The 20,579-nt window shown below is 66.7% G+C and carries 13 protein-coding genes and 1 tRNA gene; 7 read left to right on the forward strand and 7 right to left on the reverse strand.

All coding sequences use genetic code 11. The annotated features are described in order from the left end of the window. Positions 1 to 35: 35 nt before the first annotated feature. Genes Mal64_RS19325 through Mal64_RS19335 form a run of 3 tightly spaced genes read right to left on the reverse strand, consistent with a single transcriptional unit; the run spans position 36 to position 2,743 of the window. Positions 36 to 416 (reverse strand): PIN domain-containing protein, encoded by a 381-nt coding sequence (locus Mal64_RS19325; RefSeq protein WP_197525901.1) that lies wholly within the window; start codon positions 414 to 416, stop codon positions 36 to 38. Then, on the reverse strand, positions 413 to 682 hold the full coding sequence (locus tag Mal64_RS19330; protein ID WP_146403478.1) for a hypothetical protein: 270 nt from the start codon (positions 680 to 682) through the stop codon (positions 413 to 415). Before Mal64_RS19330 ends, Mal64_RS19325 begins: the two co-directional genes overlap by 4 nt. A 39-nt stretch (positions 683 to 721) precedes the next feature. Then, a complete protein-coding gene (locus Mal64_RS19335; protein ID WP_146403480.1) occupies positions 722 to 2,743 on the reverse strand; it encodes a chloride channel protein in 2,022 nt (673 codons plus the stop codon). Positions 2,744 to 3,012: 269 nt separating this feature from the next. Here Mal64_RS19335 and serC point away from each other — a divergent pair, with 269 nt between their 5' ends. Continuing rightward, the gene (serC, locus tag Mal64_RS19340; protein WP_146403482.1) at positions 3,013 to 4,167 is read left to right on the forward strand and encodes a 3-phosphoserine/phosphohydroxythreonine transaminase; all 1,155 of its coding nucleotides are present in this window, start codon (positions 3,013 to 3,015) and stop codon (positions 4,165 to 4,167) included. Between the two features lie 136 nt (positions 4,168 to 4,303). Further along, on the forward strand, positions 4,304 to 5,923 hold the full coding sequence (serA, locus tag Mal64_RS19345; protein WP_146403484.1) for a phosphoglycerate dehydrogenase: 1,620 nt from the start codon (positions 4,304 to 4,306) through the stop codon (positions 5,921 to 5,923). Between the two features lie 155 nt (positions 5,924 to 6,078). Here serA and Mal64_RS19350 read toward each other — a convergent pair whose 3' ends face one another. From Mal64_RS19350 to Mal64_RS19365, 4 genes are all read right to left on the reverse strand, one after another. Further along, complete coding sequence (locus tag Mal64_RS19350; RefSeq protein WP_146403486.1) at positions 6,079 to 6,765, reverse strand: zinc ribbon domain-containing protein; 687 nt, start codon at positions 6,763 to 6,765, stop codon at positions 6,079 to 6,081. Between the two features lie 92 nt (positions 6,766 to 6,857). Further along, a complete protein-coding gene (locus tag Mal64_RS19355) occupies positions 6,858 to 9,248 on the reverse strand; it encodes a beta-galactosidase (RefSeq protein ID WP_197525902.1) in 2,391 nt (796 codons plus the stop codon). 210 nt (positions 9,249 to 9,458) lie between these two features. After that, positions 9,459 to 10,058: a fasciclin domain-containing protein gene (locus Mal64_RS19360; RefSeq protein ID WP_146403490.1), complete on the reverse strand. Its 600-nt coding sequence runs from the start codon at positions 10,056 to 10,058 to the stop codon at positions 9,459 to 9,461. 154 nt (positions 10,059 to 10,212) lie between these two features. Further along, positions 10,213 to 13,287 carry a tetratricopeptide repeat protein gene (locus tag Mal64_RS19365; protein ID WP_146403492.1) on the reverse strand — a complete coding sequence of 1,025 codons (3,075 nt, stop codon included), beginning with the start codon at positions 13,285 to 13,287 and terminating at the stop codon, positions 10,213 to 10,215. A 309-nt stretch (positions 13,288 to 13,596) separates the two neighbouring features. Here Mal64_RS19365 and Mal64_RS19370 point away from each other — a divergent pair. From Mal64_RS19370 to secD, 5 genes are all read left to right on the forward strand, one after another. Beyond that, positions 13,597 to 13,670: transfer RNA gene (locus Mal64_RS19370), tRNA-Thr, on the forward strand. 144 nt (positions 13,671 to 13,814) lie between these two features. Beyond that, positions 13,815 to 15,158, forward strand: a complete 1,344-nt coding sequence (locus Mal64_RS19375) for a DNA-directed RNA polymerase subunit alpha C-terminal domain-containing protein (protein WP_146403494.1) — start codon at positions 13,815 to 13,817, stop codon at positions 15,156 to 15,158. A gap of 171 nt (positions 15,159 to 15,329) precedes the next feature. Then, the gene (tgt, locus tag Mal64_RS19380) at positions 15,330 to 16,499 is read left to right on the forward strand and encodes a tRNA guanosine(34) transglycosylase Tgt (protein WP_146403496.1); all 1,170 of its coding nucleotides are present in this window, start codon (positions 15,330 to 15,332) and stop codon (positions 16,497 to 16,499) included. 277 nt (positions 16,500 to 16,776) lie between these two features. Next, entirely contained in the window at positions 16,777 to 17,181 is a 405-nt protein-coding gene (yajC, locus tag Mal64_RS19385) for a preprotein translocase subunit YajC (RefSeq protein ID WP_146403499.1), read from the forward strand. Positions 17,182 to 17,304: 123 nt separating this feature from the next. Then, positions 17,305 to 20,517: a protein translocase subunit SecD gene (gene secD / locus Mal64_RS19390; RefSeq protein ID WP_146403501.1), complete on the forward strand. Its 3,213-nt coding sequence runs from the start codon at positions 17,305 to 17,307 to the stop codon at positions 20,515 to 20,517. Positions 20,518 to 20,579 lie beyond the last annotated feature (62 nt).

Below are 20,579 nucleotides of genomic sequence, written 5' to 3' on the forward strand. Positions count from 1 at the left end.
ATGTCTAGGAGCAGCTTCTTAAGCCCGCGGACAGCTCACCAACCGAGCCGCGTCACGCCCTCCAAGCCGTCGAAGTGCCGCTCATCACGGCTGGCGATCGGCAGGCCGTGCTGCCGGGCGAGGGAGGCGATCCAGAGGTCGTTCTCGGGAATCGGCCGGCCGCGGAGCTTGAGCTCGTGGCGGAGGGTGGCGTACTCTTTGGCAGTCTCAAGGTCGGCAGCGAGGATGATCGACTGGGACTTGAGCTGTACGAAAAACGGCTCGATCGATTTCCTCAGACGCGACCCTAGCAAGCCGAATTGGTACTCGCCGATCACATGGATCGGCAAATAGGGCCTGCCGTGCAGCCGAACCAAGCTGAGCAGTGCGTCGTCTTTATCGACGGCGGCAGAGACCGCGTTTGTGTCGAGGATCACTCCCATCCCTCGGGATCGACACGCGAGAATTCCTCATCGACGATGGCTTGGACTTCGGCGACAGCTTTTGGATCGGCTTTGCCGAAGCTGTTCCACCAAGCCAGCGCCTCAGCTTCCTTCATCGCGGCGTCCCCGGCAGCTGCGGATTGCTCGATATTGCATTGGGCCGCCATCAGAATGAACTGTTCGACACTAACGCCGTGCGCAGCGCTCGCGGCAGCGATCTGTGGGTAGAGCTCATCGGGAATATCGACGGTGGTCTTCATACCCGTAATTCTAGCTCACCCCACCGCTCTAGGCCAACCTTATCGCCGCGTCAGCAGCTCTTGCCGGTAACGCCGGATCACGTCGGCCCGCAGCAACAGGCCCACGAGGCGGCGGTTCTCGCCCTGCCCCACTTCGACGGGCAGGGTCTCCACGTCGCGGGCGCCGAAGTCGCGCATCGCTTCGAGCAGGTTCTCCGACGGGTGGACCGCCAGCGGCGCACGCAGCGCGATGTCTTCGGCGTTTACCAGCGCGGGGGGCATGTCGCTGTCCAAGACCCGGTGCAGGTCTTCGGCGCGGATGATGCCGATCAGCTTGTTGTCGTGGCCGATGACCGGCAACGACTCGATCTCGGGGTGCTCGCGCGCGATGCGCACGATCTCCAGGCCGTTTGCCTCGGGCTTGAGGATCGGGAAGTTGCGGATCATCACGTCGCGGACCATCACGTGGTCGAGCGTGTGCATGTCGTGGCCGCGCGAGATGTGCTCGCCGCGTCGCGAGAGCTTTTTGGTGTAGATGTTGTCGTGGTCGATCATCTTGGCGACCACGCTCGCCAGCCCGGCAGCAGCCATGATGGGCAAAATGATCTCGTACTGGTCGGTCATCTCGTAAACGATCAGGATCGCCGAGAGCACGCCTTGCGTGGTGCCCGCAACCACCGCCCCCATGCCAACAATGGCGTACACCCCCGGCGAGTGGCTGTACTCGGGGACCCACATGTTCATCACGATGCCGAACGCCCCGCCGAGCGTGGCGCCGAGGTAGAGCGACGGCGCGAACACGCCCCCCGAACCGCCGCCGGCGAGGGTGAGGCTCGTGAGCAGCGGCTTGAGCAGCACCAGCGGCGCAAGCCAGAGCAGCTCGCCGAGCATCCGCTCCGGGTCGAGCGCTACACTCTTCTGCGAGGCGGCCTGGAACAGCCGCTTGAGCGTGGCGAGCGGCATGGCCAATGGCGAGGCGTCTTCTTCGCTGGCGATGGCCGGCTCGGCGGTCCTTGGCAGTTTGAGGTGCAGCGAGTGCTCGACCACTTCGTAGCCGACACCCATCAGCGGCGGCGGCGGGTGGCGCCCCTCGGCCAATTCGGCCGCCATCGCGGCCGACACGTTGGGGGGCGTCGTCGGGTACAGCGCGCCCGACACGCCCACGAGCAAACCGATCACGACCGCCCGCTTCCACCAGCTAGGCAACAACTTGAGGGTCACGTCTTCTAAGCCGTAGAGCATTTTGACGAACAGCCCGGCGGCGAGCCCCGCCACGAGTCCGAGGACGAGGTAGCTGGGCAGCTGCACCCAGGCGCCGGCGAAGGCGTACTCCAGGTCGGCGAACGCCGGGTCGAGGCGGTGCTCGCCGAAGTGCTGTTGCACGACGTCGGCGATCACGCTCGCCAGCACGATCGGTGTGAGCGACTCGACGGCGAAGCTGCCGAGGATGATCTCGCCGGCGAACATCACCCCGGCGAGCGGGGCGTTGAACGTGGCGCTGATGCCGGCCGCGGCGCCGGCGGCGACCAACACCTTGATGTTGCGCGCCGAGAGCCGGAAGAACTGCCCGGCGGTGCTGCCCAAGGCCGAGCCGATCTGCACGATCGGCCCCTCGCGGCCGACCGAACCGCCCGTGCCAATCGTCACCCCCGAGGCGAGGATTTTCACGAGCGCTACCTTCGGGCGGATCACCCCATCGTGTCGCGCCACGGCTGTGATCACCTCCGGCACGCCGGCGCCGCCGGCCTCGGGAGCGAAACGCCTGGTGAACCAGGCCACCAGCAACAGGCCGAGCGCGGGACAGATCGCCATGACGGCGGTCCAGCCGTAGGCGGCGGCCTCCTCGGCCTTGCCGGCTTGGTGGTAAGCCCCGCCGAACGTCCATTCCGAGACCCCTTCAATAATGAAGGTGAAAAGGACGGCGCCAAAACCCGCCAGCAAACCGACCACACCAGCCAGCAGCATCGTCAGCGCCCCGCCCGGCAGCACGCCTCGGTGCGTCACCGACCTGATCTGCGCGGCGAGCCCCGATAGGGAGAAGTTGGAAGGGACCGGGGTGGGCGACGGGGAGGCGGGGGCCATAGGGCCGGAGGGTTGAGAGGTGATACGGCGAGGCGGAAGGACTCCCCAGAGACTATTCGCGTAGCCCCGATCACGCCAGTAGCCAACTCGGCAATGCGAGCGGCGTGGAGACCGCCGCCACGCGCCGAGGCCGTTCGTAGGAAACGGGCCATCGTCAAAGCCCACACCGCCCGTTAGAATGACCCGCTTGCTGCCCACCCGTTTGTCCAGGCCTATGGGCTCAAGGTCCCCAGGCCCGCCAGAGACCCGACCCTCGAGAAACAGTCACCATGTCGATCTCGCCCGCCCCGTTGTCCGAGACCCCTGCTGGCGCCTCGGTCGAAGACCGCGTTTACAACTTCTCGGCCGGCCCCGCCGTGCTGCCGCTGTCCGTCTTGGAGCGGGCCCGCGAAGAGTTGCTCTGCATGCCGGGCGTCGGCGCCAGCATCCTGGAGATCAGCCACCGCAGCAAAGCGTTCCTCGAGATCATCGAGACCGCCGAGGCCAATCTCCGCAAGCTGCTCGGCATCAGCGACGACTACGCCGTGCTCTTCCTCCAGGGAGGCAGCCGGCTGCAGTTCTCGATGGTCCCGATGAACCTGCTGGGCGCCGACCAATCGGCCGATTACATGGTCACCGGCTCGTGGGGCAAGAAGGCCTTGGAAGAGGCCGCCAAGGTCGGCAAGACCCGCAAGGTCTACGACGCCAAAGAGACCAACTACGACCGGCTTCCCGAGCCGTTCTGCGCGGACGGCGGCACGATGGACCTCGACCCCCAAGCCGCCTACCTGCACTACACCAGCAACGAGACGATCCAGGGCGTGCAGTTCAGCGCCGAGCCCGAGACGCAGGGTGTGCCGCTGGTCTGCGACGCCTCGAGTGAGTTCCTCTACAAGCCGCTCGACATCGACAAGTACGGGTTGATCTACGCCTGCGCCCAAAAGAACGCCGGGCCGGCGGGGGTGACGATCGTCGTCGTCCGCAAGGACCTCGCCGAGCGGGCCGACCCGAACCTGGGGGTCTACCTCAATTTCAACACGCACATCGCGTCCGGCTCGATGGACAACACTCCGCCGACCTTCGCGATCTATATCAACAAGCTGGTGACCGACTGGCTGCTGAGCGAGGTCGGCGGCCTCGAAGCGATGCACAGCCGCAACGCCGAGAAGGCCAAGCTGCTGTACGACGTGCTCGACCAGAACGCCGAGTTCTACCAGGGCCACGCCCGGCCCGACTGCCGCAGCCTGATGAACGTGACGTTCCGCCTGCCGAGCGACGAGCTGACCACCAAGTTCGACGCCGAGGCCAAGCAGAACGGCATGACCGACCTGAAGGGCCACCGCAGCGTCGGCGGCATCCGCGCTTCGATCTACAACGCCATGCCCCTGGCGGGCGTCGAGACGCTCCGCGACTTCATGGTCGATTTCGCCAAGAAGAACGGATAGCAGAACCGCCCTCCCCTCGCGGGGGAGGGCCGGGGTGGGGGCGCCCCGGTTACCCACTTCACCCCCATCCCAACCCTCCCCCACCGGGGAGGGAGCAACTGACCTCTCACCTCCGACCTCCTCCCCCTCCCCAGCCATGCCCAGCGTTATCGTTCTCGACCCGCTCGCTCAAGAAGGCCTCGACCTGTTGGACGCCGCCGAGGGGATCACCTACGAGGTCCGCACCGGCTTGAAGGGTGACGACCTCCGTGAGGCCGTTTCGCAATTCGACGGCGCCATCTGCCGCAGCGGCGTGAAGCTCACCTCCGACGTGCTCACGGGCAAGAGCAAGCTCAAGGCGGTCGTGCGGGCCGGCGTCGGCACCGACAACATCGACAAAGACGCGGCCACCAAGGCGGGCGTGGTGGTGATGAACACCCCGGCCGGCAACACGATCAGCACCGCCGAGCACGCCATCGCGCTGATGCTCGCGATGAGCCGCTCGATCGCCCCGGCTTACCAGTCGCTCATCGAGGGCCGCTGGGACCGCAAGGCGTTCATGGGCGCCCAGGTCGCCGGCAAGACGCTCGGCATCGTCGGGCTGGGCCGCATCGGCCTGGCCGTCGCCGCCCGCGCCAAGGCACTCGAGATGGACCTGATCGGTTACGACCCCTTCATGTCGGCCGAACGCGCCAAGCAGCTCGGCATCGAACTGGTGGAGAACGTGGCCGACATGCTGCCGCGCGTCGACTACCTCACGGTCCACACGCCGCTCACCGAAGAGACCCGCAATTTGATCTCGACCGAGCAGATCGAAGTCATGAAGCCGGGCGCCCGGCTCATCAACTGCGCACGCGGCGGCATCTACGACGAAGCCGCCCTGGCCGAGGGCCTCAAGGCGGGCAAGATCGCCGGCGTCGCGCTCGACGTTTACCCGGACGAGCCCTGCACCGACAGCCCGCTGTTCGGCATGCCGGGCGTCGTTTGCACGCCCCACCTGGGAGCGAGCACCGAAGAGGCCCAGACGCAGGTCGCCGTCGAGGCCGTCGAGCTGCTCACCGCGTACCTGAGCACCGGCGCCATCCGCTGTGCGGTCAACGTCCCCTCGCTGGACCCGCAAACGCTCGCCTCGCTCCGCAGCTACTTGGACCTGGCCCACCGCCTGGGACGCTTGGCGGCCGGCCTCGACCCCAGCGGCCTCACGAAGTGCCAGCTCACCTACCGCGGCGAACTCGCCGAACGCGACACCAAGGTGCTCACCTCGGCCTTCGCCGTCGGGCTGCTCGAAGACGCCATGCCCGAGTCGCTCAACCTCGTGAACGCCGAGTCGCTGCTCCGCGACCGCGGCATCGAACTTGTCGAAGCCAAGAACAGCCACCAGGGCGCCTTCCGTTCGGCGATCGGCGTGGAGCTCGCCTCGGCCGGCAGCTCGCACACCATGACCGGCGCCATCCTTGGCGCCGACATGCCGCGCCTCGTGGAGATCGACGGCTACCGACTCGAGTCGTTCCTCGACGGCTTCCTGTTGCTGTTCAAGCACAAAGACGTTCCCGGCATCATCGGCTCGGTCGGCACGACGCTCGGCGACGCGGGTGTGAACATCGCTCAGATGGCCGTGGGCCGCGAGGCCCAGGGCGGCGAAGCCGTGGCGGTGCTCAACATCGACGGCGAGCCGCCGCAGTCGGCCGTCGACGCCGTGCTCGCCCACGAGGCGATCACCAAAGCGAAGGTCGTCCGCCTGCCTGCCGCGGGCACGCTGCCAAGCTGGCTCGGCTGACGCGTTGCGACACGGCAAGAGACGCAAGCCTCCGAGGGGCGTAAGCCTACAGCCAGAGGCGCAAGCGCTCCTGGCTTTATTGCTCCTTACCGCCTGCGGCGACCCTGGTTTCAAAAAACTCGGGCGGCCCGCGGTTTATTGGCGAGACGTTCGCCTCACGCCGCCGCACGCAGGTCGCCGAACAGCCGCTCGAGTCCCTTGCGGCTCTTGCCCCAGTCGAGCCATTGGCCGGGGATGTGGGTGGCGGCTTCGACCAGGGTCGTGCGCTCGCGGCCGCGGATCGCTACGCGGATCTCGCCCCCCAGGGCCCACACGTCGGACGGCAAAGTAGCGATCAGCGTCACGCCGTCGTCCGCTTGGTCGGCGCCTCGGAGCTCTTGGCCGCGGCGCCCCAGCGAGCAGAGTGCGCGGACGATCGTCTCGCCGACCGGCGCCGCCACTTCGCCACGCTGCTCGCGGTCGAGCTTCACGCCCATCGAGGCGTACATCGGCTGAACCACGCCGGCGAGCTTGTCGTACGGCACGCCGCCGGGAAGCGCGGCCCCCAACAGCCCCAACACCTGCTCGCCGCTGACGGTCGGCTTGGCGCCGGCCTGGGCCCGCTCGATCCGCTCACGCACCTCGGCGTGGGCGAGTAAACGCTCGAGCCGCGTCTCCTGACGCCAGTCACCAACAGGCGCCGGCGCCGCTGGCGTTTCGCCAGCCTCGGGGCTTTTGAGCGGCGCCCCACAAGCCGAGCAGAAACGGTTCTCGCCCCGCCGGCCGCAATGCGAGCAAAACACCGGCGCCACGGCGGTGAGTTTGATGGTGGGGTCGAACGCGTTGGACGAAGCAGTACTCACGGCGCGTTCTCCTGCTGGGCTGGCCGAAGAGGCGCCAGCGTTCTTGTGCAGGAGCCCACAAGGTCTAGATCGGCAACACCGGCTCACGAAGATTAATCGCGGTCGTTGCTTGGCTTGAGCTCGGCCACGCGGCGACGCACGAGCTCGACGCGATCGATCCGGGCGAAAGGTTTACCTTCGTCAAACGCGGGCCAGGCGTCCGCCGGCAAGTAGATCGGCGCCCCCCGCTGCAACGGCAGAAGCTCGATCGACAAATCGCCGGCGGCCGCCCCGTGACCCCACCGCCGCAAGCCGATCTCCAGCGGCCGGCCATGATAAAAATCATCGCAAACGAGCTCATCGCCGAACGATACGCGGGCCACGTCGGCCACGTAGTGGATGCGCACGAGAGGATCGCTCGCGGGGTCAAGCGTTTCGGGTAATCGAACCGTCCAACGCGCCGCTGCGGCAAAGTCTTCGGCGGCGGGAGCCGCGGCGACCGGCTTCGGGCTATTGCCCAAAGGGATCTCACGCGGCGGGCCGGCTTGGCGGACTTGCTCGACGACGAGATCGAGCGGCGGCGCCGGCTCGGCGTCGAGGTCGAATCGGGCGAACACGCCGTCGGCCGCCGCCCGCGGCAGCCCCTTGGGGGCCAGGTCGTCGGCGGGCCAAACCCCGACCGCGAGCTCCGCCGAGTCGGACGAGGTGAGCCGCAGCGCGCCGCCGTCGACCACCAAGCCCGCCTCGGTGAGTAACACCCGTTCGCGGCCCAACCATTCGAGCTTCCACAACGCTAGCGAGTCGGCCTCGCTCAAAAGGACGATGCGAACCGTTTCGCCCGCGGGAGTGCGGACCGTGAGGGCGACGTCGCGGCCGGGCGTGAGCGAATCGACCACGCGCTGATCGCCTTCCTGACGCACGCGGCCCTTCGATTCGACCTCGATCCCCACTCCGCTCAACACAAACTCGGCGTCGACGCCCGGCGTCGCGGCGAAAAAGACCGTGCGGCCCCCCTGCCCTTCAGCGGACGTGACCCACTGCGCCGTCGCGTGTTCGAGCCGCAGACCGTCGCACAATGGCAGACCAAAAGGCCAGACGATCCGCGTCCCGGCGGCGATGTCGACCGGATCGCGAGGCAGCGTGACCGCATCGCCCTCAGGCAGCTCCACCTCGAACCGCACGCCGCGCTTCGGACCGAGGTCGGCGAGCCGCTCGTGGTTGTTGATAAACACAAAGCCGGCGTGGCCGTCGCTGCGCACGGCCCAGCGGAGCGTGCCGTGGTCTTCGCGGCCGACGGGCCGTTCTGCTGGCAGTGTGGGGGGCATGGCGGCAAGCGCCTCGCCCCAGTCATCGAGCCACAGGTGCATCCTCCGCAACGCGTGGTAGTGCGGCCGCAGTTGGCCGTACTGGCCGATCGGCGCCTGGAAGTCGTAGTTCACCTGCGGCAGGTCGTTCCACTCGCCGTTGGCCTGCGACTCTTGCAGGGTTGTCAGCTCGCCGCGCGGGTTCTCGCCGCCGTGGTACATGTAATAGCCCGGCAACACGCCGCCCGAGCCGAGCTTCACGAGGGCGAGTGTCTCCACGTCGGCGGGGTCGATCCGCACACGGCGGTGGTAGCTTGGCGTCATGCCGCCGCCAAGCTCGCAGGTGAGGAAGGGGTAGAGCTCGACGCCTTGTGGATCACGGGCCTCGCGCTCGCCCAACAGGTCGGTGGCGATCGCCGCGTCGGTTCGCAGCGGCGAGAAGCGGAACGCCATCCAGTAGCGACCCGGCATCGGACGGGTCGAGCGGTCCCAAAACCCCTCGGCGTAGGCGCCGTAGAGCGGCAAGATCTCGCCGGGCGGCATCGGCGTGGCGAGCGTGGGCCAGCCGGTGCGCGTGTAGAGCGGCGCGTCGAGCCCCGCCTCGCGGGCCAAGCGTTTGAGGGTGAGCAGATGCTCGGCGCGGCCGCGGTACTCGTTTTCGAGCTGCACACCGACGACCGGCCCGCCGTCTTTCCACATCAGCCCTGCGAGCTGCTCGCCGATCTCGCCGTAGAAATCTCGGACGTATTGCAGGTAGCGCGGGTCGTCGCGACGCGAGGGAAAATCTTTGGCCAGCAACCAATCGGGCAGCCCGCCGCCCCGCACCTCGCCGTGGCACCACGGGCCAATGCGCACCACGAGCTTGAGGCCCGCCTCTTGGCAGAGCTGTGCGAATCGCCTCAGGTCGCGGCGCCCCGTCCAGTCGAATAGCCCCTCGGCCTCCTGGTGGTGGATCCAGAAAACGTAGGTCGCTGCGATCCGCACACCACCGGCGCGCATCTTGAGCAACTCCTCACGCCACTCCCCCTCGGGGCAGCGGCTGAAGTGGAACTCGCCCATCGCCGGCATCCACCGCCGGCCGTTCATCAGCAGACTCTGCGAGTCGACCGTCAGTTTGTCGCCCGCTGGCGAGACGGCGGCGCCCATCGCGAAAGTCTCGGCCGGCGCCGCCGGCGGCGCCGGCTCGTGCACGGTTGCCACGAGGCGATCGGCGGCTCGTGTTTCACTCCCGAAGAAACCAATGAGGCAGCACAGCGATAAGCAGGGTGAGCAGAAACGGCGCATCGAGCGGCTCGGGGAAGAGTGACGAAAAGGCTTGCCCGATGATAACCCCGATGCTGGCGCACGAAAAAAGGGCCGCGGGGAGACTCCCGCGGCCCTTCGTGTTGTTTATGCCGTGCGTGCTAAGCCTCAGTACTCGGTTGCCGCGGCCGGCTCCGCCGCTGCGGCCGATTCTTCCTTGGGCATGAGCACCGTGTCGATCACATGGATGACGCCGTTCGAGCAGAAGATGTCGGTCTTCACCACTTTGGCGTTGTCGATCTTCACCTCTCCGTCATTTACCGCGATCGACACGCTCTGGCCGTTGAGCGTTTCGGCACTCTTCATGCCCACGACCTTGTCGGCCGGCGCCCGGGCGGCGATCACGTGGTAGGTCAGGATCGAGGCGAGCTTCTTCTTGTTCTCCGGCTTGAGCAACGTCTCGACCGTACCCTTGGGGAGCTTGGCGAAAGCCTCGTCGGTGGGGGCGAGAACAGTGAACGGCCCGTCACCCTTGAGGGCTTCGACCAAGTCGGCGGCTTGCACGGCAGCGACGAGAGTCTTGAAGGATCCCGCGGCAACGGCGGTGTCGACGATGTCGGCCTGCTCGGAATGCTTGGCTTGCGTGACCTCACACTGTGCGGCGTTGCTGTGGGAGTCGTGCTCGTCAGCCCCGGCGACGGGGATCAGACAGAGCGAAAAGAGGGCCGCCGCCGAGAGCGTGCAACCGACGCTTGTAAAGGTCTTCATGTTTGTGTTCCTCGTGCCTCGAGATTGGAGAGTGGGTAAGCGTTTCAGCGCTCGAGTGCCCGCGGCGGCCGTCCGCGGGCACTCATCAAGACACTAGGAAAGAACCGGGGGGCGACAAGAAGGGGCCACGGATTTTTTTGCGTCGCGTCTCGCGTTACTCAGGCTCCGTCGCCGAGGCGGTCTCTTCGGAAGCGTCCGCCGACTCGGCTTCGGCGCGAGCGGCTTCCTCCTGCTGGGCGTAGACCTGGGGCGTCCCGCCTCGATCGGCGCCGTGGCGCCTGACCAGCGATCGTCCGGCCAGCGTGGAGGTGTACAGATCGAACGGCGGGAAGAAAGCCGCGATCCCCAAATACTCGTCGGCCAAATCGGGCTTGCCCTGCTGCTCCAACGCCGCCCCCAGGAAGCAGTTGTAGTCGCAGCGGTAGCGGTCGCTCGTCTCGCGCAAGGCCTTGCCGTACGTTTGCAATGTCGCGTCGCTCAATTCCTTGCCCTCAAGAGCTTCGGCCAACGCCTCGTAGACGACAATCCAATCGGGCCATTGCTTGATGTCATCGTGCTGAGCCGTTTGACGGATCGATTCGATCGCGCTCTTCTGGCGTTCAGCGTCCCCGCACTCGCCCGCGATGATGGCGGTCAGCAGCGAGTTGTACTGCCGTGCCCAGGGGTCCTTCGAATCGCGGTGCGGCTGGAGTCGTTGGTCAATGACCCGGAGCGCCGCTTCGTGGTCGCCGTCGAACCAATGGCAGAGGGCCATACGGAGCTGGGGGTCGTAGTAGGAAGAGTGCTCGGCGACAGCAAGACTCTGCTCGGCGGCGGCGCGGGCGGCTTCGGCGTCGCCTTGGCCCGTGCGGACGGTCCAGAAGTACCAATGAGTGCCCATCGACGAGGGATAAGAGCGCGCCCCCTCGGCGTAGTAGTGCCCCGCCTTCTCAGGGTCCTGCATCCCTTCGTACACTTGGGCGGCAAGCTTCAGGCCCCAACCCGAATAGGTGTCGGCGGCCTCCACCGCGTGCGGCTCGGCCTTCGTCCAGCGACGGTTGCGTATGTGCTCTTCGGCTATCTTCCGATGGATGCCGGCGTGGGCGAGACCGAGGTCCTCCACCTCGAGGTACTCCATGAGCGTCGGCTCCCAGAGCTCGGTCTTACCCAATTCCCAGTAGCAGTTCGCCAACCACGTCGTGGCGTCGTGGCACGGGCTGATGTCGAGCGAACGGCGGTAGCAGCGGGCCGCGTTCTGGTAATCTTCAATCCGGTAGTGAGCCGCGGCCGCTTGCATCCAGCCGATCGGGTCCGCCGTCAACTGCGACTCCCACTCGGCGATCTGCTCGGAGGTGAGGTTCTCCCGGTTGTTCCAGCGGGCGCGTGTGGCGTTGGGCGACTCGGGGCTGACCGCGGCGAGTTCGTTCTCCAAGGCGGTTCGCTGCTCGTGGGTTACAGTATTGGTCCATTTCATCGCCACGCGATTAAACAGGTCGATGAGTGTGGGTTGACGGAAGGGTCGTTGCTCCATGAGGAAGCAGCCCAATTGGGAACCCCAGCGTTCTCCCGAGAGCTTCGCCTGCCAGCCCTTGGAGAGCATGCCCCTCATCGTTGCGCGAGGGTCGACGACGGTGAGCTTTGCGATCTCCGCCTTGGCGGCCGCGGGGTTGGTCCGCGGGGCGGCGTAGCTCTCGATGAAGGGCGCGTAGCGGTGGCCCTCGACCAGCGGCCGCAGCCTGGCGACCAAACCCGCGTTCGAGTGTTCCGTCGCGTCGGTCGACACGCGGAGGGCGTCGGCCGCCTCGACGAATTGCTCTTCGGCGATCAACTCGGCCAGGATCGCCCACGAGCACTCCTCGGCAAGCGACTCTGCGGCGGCGGATCTCAGAGCCCGAGAGACGTTCATCGGTCGGCCACTCGAATCCCCCGCCGGTAAGCCGCTAAGCATTTCAGCGATCCAGCCGGGCTGCTCCGCGACGAGCGTCTTTACCGAATCGGGCAACCCATCGAGTTTCGCAACCCGCGCTGGCAACGAGGAGGCGAAGGCCTCGGCGCCCGTCCAGGCGCCGACACGTTTGATCTTCAAAGCGCTCCAATTGGCCATTACCGAATAGACCCCGTAAGCCTCGGGGCAAGTTTGCGCCGCTTCGAGGCCCTTCTCGTAGATCCAACGTCCGTGAAAGTAGCTGCGGTAGAGTTGCCACTGCAGCAGGGCGGCGGTCTCGGTCAACTCGGGATGACTCTCAATCACCCGCTCAAGCGAGTCGTGATCGAAGCGGCAAAAGGGGACGACCAGGCCCGCCCACGGCGGCGCCGGCGTCTCGCTCGCGAGGAGCCTCTCCGCCTCGTCCAAAGCCGCCCCATGCAGGCCGACCACCGCCTGCGCGTAGGCTCGAAGCCAACTTGCCTTGTCGGCTTCCCCTGACTTCAGCATCGCCCGTTCGGCGTACAGCAACGACCGAGCGGCGAAGGCGTCGGGTTGGCTCGACCAAGTGTGCTCGGTGAGCATCGCGAGGTGAGCGTATCCGCGGGCCAGCACTCCCAGCCATTCTGGCGAGGCGCCCTCGGCGCCGAGGGCCCGGTGGGCTGTGCGCACGGCTGCGAACTGCGAGACGAAATCCATCTTTTCAAGCCAAGCTTCCGCCTCGTCCAGCGACACGATCGCCACCGCGGCGGGCGGCGGCGAAGCCGATGCCCCGGCCTCTCTGAGCGCTTCGGAGATCTCCGCCACGGCCTCACTCACTTGCTCAGCGGCTTGGGCGTAGAGGGTCTGCGGATCGGGATCGAGGCTCCCGCTGCGACTCCAAACCGGTTTAGCCGCCGTCCACCCGGCGCCGGTGAGGCGGGCCTCCCAATTGCCGGATTGATCGATCCGAACCGTCAAGTCGAGCGCCGGAGGGGCCTTACTATTCGTATTCGGCTCGCCCGCCTCTGGGGCATCCGGCGTGTCGGTCGTTGTGGGGAAAGGCTCGCCGAGCGTCTGGTCGCGGGTGACGAGTCCCAACTCGTCTCGGGCCGCGATCAACACCCCCTGGCGGAAAATTTCGCGCAGCGTGGCGTGCTCGACCCCGCCGTCCCCCTCGGGCCGCTGGGGATACCACTCGGTTCGGAGGCAGAGCAGCGGCCCGATCGGCTCGCGGGGCGCCGCCGGGCTCGAGATCGCCACCGTGGCCGACGGGGCGCCGCAACCGATCGGAGCGATAAGGGCAGCTGACAGGAGAATCAAGAGCGTGATTCCACGTCGATTCATAGCGAATCTCTTGGTAAAAATTGGCGAAGATGAGCACCGATAAAGTGCTAGTAAGCCAGTCTACGGCGCCACATCTGCGGTTTCGACAACCTTCCCGACAAGGCTTGTCCCGTCCTGAGGCGATCGCCGCCCGGGGCGGGAAGCACTGCCCGCAGCCCTTGGCCGCCGCCCGGCAGAATGCTAGGATATCGCGATTGTCGCCCGACTACCGGGAGGTCTAGACCACCCGAAGGGAACGTCATGGGAGCCCTCCCCCCTGCGGAGGGCCTCGCCGCGATGGCGTCCTCGGCAGTCTTGGCGACACCGTCCGCCAGCGTAGCTTCAATTGGCAGAGCACAGCATTCGTAATGCTGGGGTTGTGGGTTCGAATCCCACCGCTGGCTCTTTGGTGAGAGTCGAGAGGTTGGAGTTCAGAAGCTTAGATAAAGCCGCCGACGCCTCGTGCGTCGGCTTTGTTTAGTGCTTTTGCGTCCGATCTTAGGCCACCTCCCCGGTCCCCCAATCCTGACCCCAGACCCCTCTCCTGCATGTCGACCCTAGCCACCACGCCGACGGCGACCGAATTCGATGTCAAGCAGCTGATCGTGTCGACCGCGGCCTTCGGGCCACGCGAGATCGACGAGATCACCGCGGCGATCGCCGCCAACTACTCGAAGTATCGTGAATTGCGCGAGGCGATCGAGGAATTGGAGCTGCAGGAGAGCCGCACGCCGGCCACCTCCGCCAAGCTGGGCGTGTGCCTCCATCTGGTGGGCCGCTACAGCGAGGCGATCGAGGTGCTCTCGCACGCCGACGGCGGGGCGCTGACCCACTTTTACCTGGGCCGTGCGAATTTGTCGCTCGACAAGTACGAGGAGGCGCTCACCGCCTACGAGTCGGCCGAACGGGCCGGCTACGACAAGGGCATTGTCGCCTTGGCCAAGGCCGAAGCCAAACGCTACATGGGCGACGCCGAGGGCTCGCTGGCGATCCTCGACAACCTGTCGGGCGCGGTCGAGCAGACGGCCGACTACCTTTACCAGCGTTCCGCCACGGTGCAGGCGATGGGGGGCAACCAGTCGGAGGTCGTCGCCCTCTTGGAGCGCGCCGTCGGAGCCGACGACAAGCACTCCGGCGCCTTGTTCGGCCTCGCGCTGCAGAACGATCGCAGCGGCAACGACAGCTACGCCCGCGAGCTGTACGAGCAAGCGGCCCAGCAGTTCCCCACACACATCGGCACCTTGCTGAACCTCGGCGTGCTGTACGAGGACATGGAGCAGTACGAGCGCGCCAAGGGCTGCTACCAGCGGATCCTCGACGCCCACCCCTCGCACTGGCGAGCGCGGCTCTACTTTAAGGACGCCGACGCCAGCCGCGACATGTTCTACGACGAGGAGGCCCGCCGCCAGCAGGACCGCCTCAGCCAGGTGCTCAGCATCCCGGTGACCGACTTCGAGCTCAGCGTCCGCAGCCGCAACTGCCTGCAGAAGATGGGCGTCATGACCCTCGGCGATCTCACCGAGACGACCGAGCAAGAGCTGCTGGCGAGCAAGAACTTCGGCGAGACCTCGCTGGTCGAGATCCGCGAGATGCTGCACTCCAAGGGCCTCGACCTGGGGCAGTTCGCCAACCAGCGCCGCGAGGAAGAGCCCGCCTACGACCCGGACAGCATGTCGCCGGACGAGCGGGCGTTGTTGGACCGACCGATCTCGGACCTCAGCCTCTCGGTGCGGGCCCGCAAGTGCATGGTGCGGCTCGGCCTCACCACGGTGGGCGAGCTCGTCCGCCGCACGGGCGACGACCTGCTGGAGTGCAAGAACTTCGGCGTCACGAGCCTCAACGAAGTCCGCGAGAAGCTCACCGCCAACGGCCTGAAGCTGCGTGGCGACTGATTCCGGTGGCGGCATTGCGGTATTGAACCTGTAGCGGCCGCCCTCTGTGGCGGCCCTGCCCTCGCGGGTCGGTTCCGAGCACGAGCCGTGCACCCGGGCCGGAACGCCACTGAGGGCGTTCCCTACAGAGCCTTCCGTTGAGGCTACGATCACGGATTGAGTGAAGGCCGAATGTTGCCAGCACAGAATCCGCAATCCGAAGCCGCCACTACGCGTTCCACTCCCGCGGTCCGCTACGAACCGCTGAACGGCGCCCCCGTCGCTGGCCCCCGCCTCGGCCGGCTGCACACGCCGCACGGCGTGGTCGACCTGCCGGCCTTCATGCCCGTGGGGACCCAAGGCGCCGTCAAAGGGGTCGAGGCCGAAAGGCTCGCGCAGACCGGGGCCCAGATGGTGCTGGGCAACACCTATCACTTGGCGATCCGCCCCGGTGAACGGGTCGTGGCCGAGCTGGGGGGCCTGCACCGGTTCGCCGCTTGGCCCGGGGCGATGCTCACCGACAGCGGCGGCTTCCAGGTCTTCAGCCTGGCCGACAAGATGAAGCTCGACGAGCGCGGCGCCCGCTTCCGCTCGCACGTGAACGGCGACTTGGTCGACCTCACGCCCGAGCGTTCGGTCGAGATCCAGCACGCGCTGGGCGCCGACGTGATGATGGCCCTCGACCACGTGGTCGCCCTCCCCTGCCCGCGCGAGACGGTCGTCGAGGCGATGCGCCGCAGCATCCGCTGGGCCGAGCGTTGCCGTGAGCACGCAGATAAAATAGGGGCCAGCGCCACGCAGTCGCTCTTTGGCATCGTTCAAGGCGGCCTCGACGCCGAGCTGCGGGTCGAGTGCGCCGAGGAGCTCGTAAAAATCGGGTTTGCCGGCTACGCGATCGGGGGCCTGAGCGTCGGCGAACCGCCCGAGGAGATGTACCGCACGATCGAGGCTACCACCCCCTCGCTGCCCGCCGAGCGCCCGCGCTACCTGATGGGAGTCGGCGCCCCGACCGACTTGCTGGAGGCGGTCGACCGTGGCGTCGACATGTTCGACTGCGTGATGCCCACCCGCAACGGCCGCAACGGGCTCGCCTTTGTCCCCGAGGGGACCCTGCGGCTGAAAAACAGCCGGTTCCAGACCGACGACACGCCTCTCGAGCAAGGGTGCCCCTGCCCCGCCTGCAGGCAGTACTCCCGCGGCTGCCTGAGGCATCTGCTGGCGGCTGGCGAGATGCTGGGGCCGATGATGGTCACGATCCACAATCTCACCTACTACCAGCGTCTGATGGCGGACATCCGTTTGGCGATCGCCGAGGGGCGTTTCGCCGAGCTGAAAGCCGCGCGACTGGCCGCCTGGCGGTGAGATCAAGCCGCCCGCTAGCGGCCCGGCGCTGCGACAGACGGCCGGCGGCTCGAAATCGGCGTTTACGAGGCCCGTTTGGCCCTGCCGCTTCCCCCTTCCCCCTTGCGCCGCATGGGTTTATGATTCGTCCCTTTGGCGCAGCCTGCGGCTGATCGGTCTGATCCGCCGGCCCGCGAGCCGGGGGTCTTGGACCCCCCCCGCGAGCAACGCTTATAGACCCCCCAAGGGCGCTGGTCCCGGGCGCCACGCGGCCCCTCCACCGGTGTGAACCCCGCACGTGAATCCTGCCGACGTGATCCTGCAACCGCTAACGACGATCCTGGCCACGGCAATCGACGCCGCCGGGCCGCTGCTGGCGCAAGCCGACGCCGGCGACGGTGGGCCCTTGGGCCAGATCCTGCGTCTGGCGCCGATCCCGCTGATCATCGTCCTGTTCTACGTGATGTTTATTCTGCCTCAGCAGAACAAGCAGAAGGCTTTCAACCAGCTGCTCGAGAACTTGAAAGAGAACGACCGCGTGGTGACCACCGGCGGCTTGCACGGGGTGGTGACCTCGGTGCAGCGCGACTCGGGCCGGCTGACCTTGCGGATCGACGAAGCCAACGGAACGAAGGTCCGCGTGAGCCTGTGGGCCATCGAAAGCGTTGAAGGGCCCGACGGCCCGGTCAGCGCGAAGAAGTAACCGGATCCTCACGAAAACTCACGATTCATCACAAGGGCGAGCCGCCCCTCCTGGAAACGCCCCCTCGCGGGCGTCACCGCCGCTCGGCCCCTTTTCCGCACGAAAGCGACACGAAGTCAGACGATGAAAAGCTCGACGTCAGCGGCTGGATTCTTGTGGGCGGCGCTCGCTATGGCGGCGCTCGGTACGATGGGCGCCCCCGTGGCGTACGCTCAGGACGCCGACGCGCCCGAGGCGACCGTCACGGCTGCTGAGGAGGCCGCCGAGGATGGCGCCGCCTTGGAGCAAGAGGAGCCCGCCGCCGAAGAAGGAGCGGCCGCCGAGGACGCCACAGCCGATGAGGCCGTGGCCGAAGACGCCGCGCCCGACGCCGCCGGCGACGGCCCCGAGCCGCCCGCCAGCGATGAGCCCGCTGCCGACGAAACCGCCGCTGAGGAGCCCGCGGCTGAAGATGCCGGCGCTGGCGAGCCCGCCAACGACGAAGCAGCCGATGAGGCGGCCGCCACCCAGGGCATCGACTTCCGTGCGATCGCGATCGCCATCGCGCTGATCGTCGCGCCAATCTACCTGGGCAACGCCATTGCGAAGGGCCTGCGGATGAAGGAGCACGGCTGGAAGATCGGCCTGGTGCTCTTCTCGATCGCGGCCGCCGCGCTCTGCGTGGCGATGGGCGAGTTCAAAGGCGGCCCCGACCTGGCGGGCGGCATCACGCTGATTTACGAGATGTCCGACCCCACCGCCGTGGTCGACGGCGACGAGGAAGAGGAAGCCGACGCCAAGAACGGCCAACGCAAGGTCAGCGCCGACGAGATGATCTCTGCCCTGAAGCAGCGGATCGATCCGGCCGGCACCAAGGAAGTGACCATCCGCCAGTACGGCGACGCGATCGAGATCATCATCCCCAAGGCGGGGCCGGACGACCTGGAGTTCGTCAAACGGCGGATCACCGACCTGGGCCAGCTCGAGTTCCGCATCACGGCCGACCCCACCTACTCGGACGACCAACCGATCATCAAGCAGGCCGAGCTAGCGGCGCCGAGCGAAAAGATCGTCAGGATCGGCGAGCGCGAGGTGGCCGAGTGGGTGCTGTACGACGTTGACAAGTTCGGCGAGTCGGGAGCGGGCTTGGTGACCCGCCAGGCGGGTGACCGGCTCGAGGCGCTCGTGCTGCGTGACCCGTTCAACGTGACCGGCGAGTACCTCGCCAGCACCGCCAAGAGCGTCGACGAGATCGGCGCCCCGACCGTGGCGTTCCGCCTCAACTCGAGCGGCGCCAGCCGCTTTGGCAAGCTCACCGGCGACAACCTGCCCAACCAAGCCACGGGCGCCAAGCGCAAGCTCGGCATCATGCTCGACAAGCGGCTGATCTCGGCCCCGCAGCTCAACGGCCGGATCAGCGAGAGCGGCCAGATCTCCGGCATCAACGACGAGCGTGAAGTCGATTACATCATAAGCATCCTCAACGCAGGCTCGCTGCCCGCGGCGCTCAACAAGACGCCGATCAGCGAGGAGACGGTGAGCCCGACGCTCGGCGCCACAACGATCGAGATGGGCAAGCAGGCGATCGCCGTGTCGCTCGGCGCGGTGCTGCTGTTCATCCTGTTCTACTACCGCTTTGCGGGCATCGTGGCCTGCATCGCGTTGGCGCTGACTCTGCTGATGGTGCTGGGCGTGATGGTGCTGATCCAGGCGGCGTTCACGCTGCCGGGCCTCGCCGGCCTGGTGCTCACGGTCGGCATGAGCGTCGACGCGAACGTGCTGATCTTCGAGCGGATCCGCGAGGAGCTCGCCAAGGGCGCCGGCCTGCGGACCGCCATCCGCAACGGCTTCGGTCGCGCCACCACGACGATCGTCGACGCCAACATCACGACGCTCATCACCGGCATCGTGCTCTACTCGATCGGCACCGACCAGATCAAAGGCTTCGCGGTCACGCTGATCCTCGGCATCTTGATGAGTATGTACACCGCGATCTTCGTGTCGCGGCTCATCTTCGACATCGCCGAGCGGTGCGGCTGGATCAAGAACCTGTCGTTCGCCAGCATCGTCGGCAACCCGGGCATCGACTTCATCGGCAAGCGAGGCGTGGCGTTGGTCTTGTCGCTGGCTCTGATCTCGCTCGGCCTGGTGGGTGTCTTCAGCCGCGGCAGCGACCTGCTGGACATCGACTTCACCGGCGGTTCGAGTGTCACGATGGCCCTGAAGCCAGAGAACGCCGCGACGATCGCCGAGGTCCGCGAGACGCTCGAGCAGACCGAACTGGTCGAGAACAACCTGCTGATCGTCGAGCGTGGCGAGACCGGCACCCGGTTCACGGTGAACTCCAGCATCGAGGATGTCGACGAGGCCGAGTCGATCCTCGACGAAGCGTTCCAAGGCAAGCTGCAAACGTACAGCGTCGAGATCGGCGAGTCGGAGCCGTTCACCGAAGAGGGCGGCTTCAGCGGCACACAAACCTCGCTCACCTTCAACGACGGCGAGGGTTTCAGCGACGACGACGGATTGTCCCACGACACGCTCGTTTCGCGGTTGCAGAAGATCCTCGCCGACCAGGGCCAGGGAGGCGTGTTGCCGTTGGCCATGAACCCGAACCTGACCCCCGGCAGCAGCCAACGGTTCAAGGAGTGGGACGTGCGTCTGGGCCTGCCGGCCGAGGCTTCGCGTGCGGTCTTCGATCAGCTCAAGGGCGACCTCGAGAGCCAGGCGGTCTTCCCGCTGGCGAACAAGATCGGCGGCAAGGTGGCCGGCAACATGCAGTTGCAAGCCATCTCGGCCATCTTGGTGAGCCTGCTCTGCATCGTGGCTTACCTCTGGTTCCGCTTCCAGAACGTCTACTACGGCGTCGCGGCCGTGATCGCACTCGTCCACGACGTGCTCATCACGCTCGGCGCGCTCGCCGGGTCGGCCTGGCTGGTGAGCGGCATGCCGCCGCTCGCCACGGCCCTGCAGCTCGACGCCTTCCAGATCAGCCTGCCGATCGTGGCCGCGTTTATCACGATCATCGGTTACTCGCTGAACGACACGATCGTGGTGTTCGACCGCATCCGCGAGGTGAAGGGCAAGAGCCCCGAACTGTCGAACGACATCATCAACTCGAGCGTCAACCAGACCCTGGCCCGCACGTTGCTCACCTCGCTCACCACGTTGATCGTGGTGGCGATCCTTTACTTCGCCGGCGGCCCGGGCATCCACGCCTTCGCCTTCGCCCTGGTGATCGGCGTGCTGGTGGGCACCTACAGCTCGATCTTCGTCGCCTCGCCGGCGTTGCTGTGGCTCACCGGCGGCAAGATCATCGAGCACACGGCCGAAGACCAACCGGTCGACAACGAGCCGTGATCGCGGACCACGCGACAACCTAGCTAGACCACGAGCGGGGCCGCCCATGGCCCCGCTCTTTT

It is taken from the genome of Pseudobythopirellula maris (assembly GCF_007859945.1).
Taxonomy (GTDB): domain Bacteria; phylum Planctomycetota; class Planctomycetia; order Pirellulales; family Lacipirellulaceae; genus Pseudobythopirellula; species Pseudobythopirellula maris.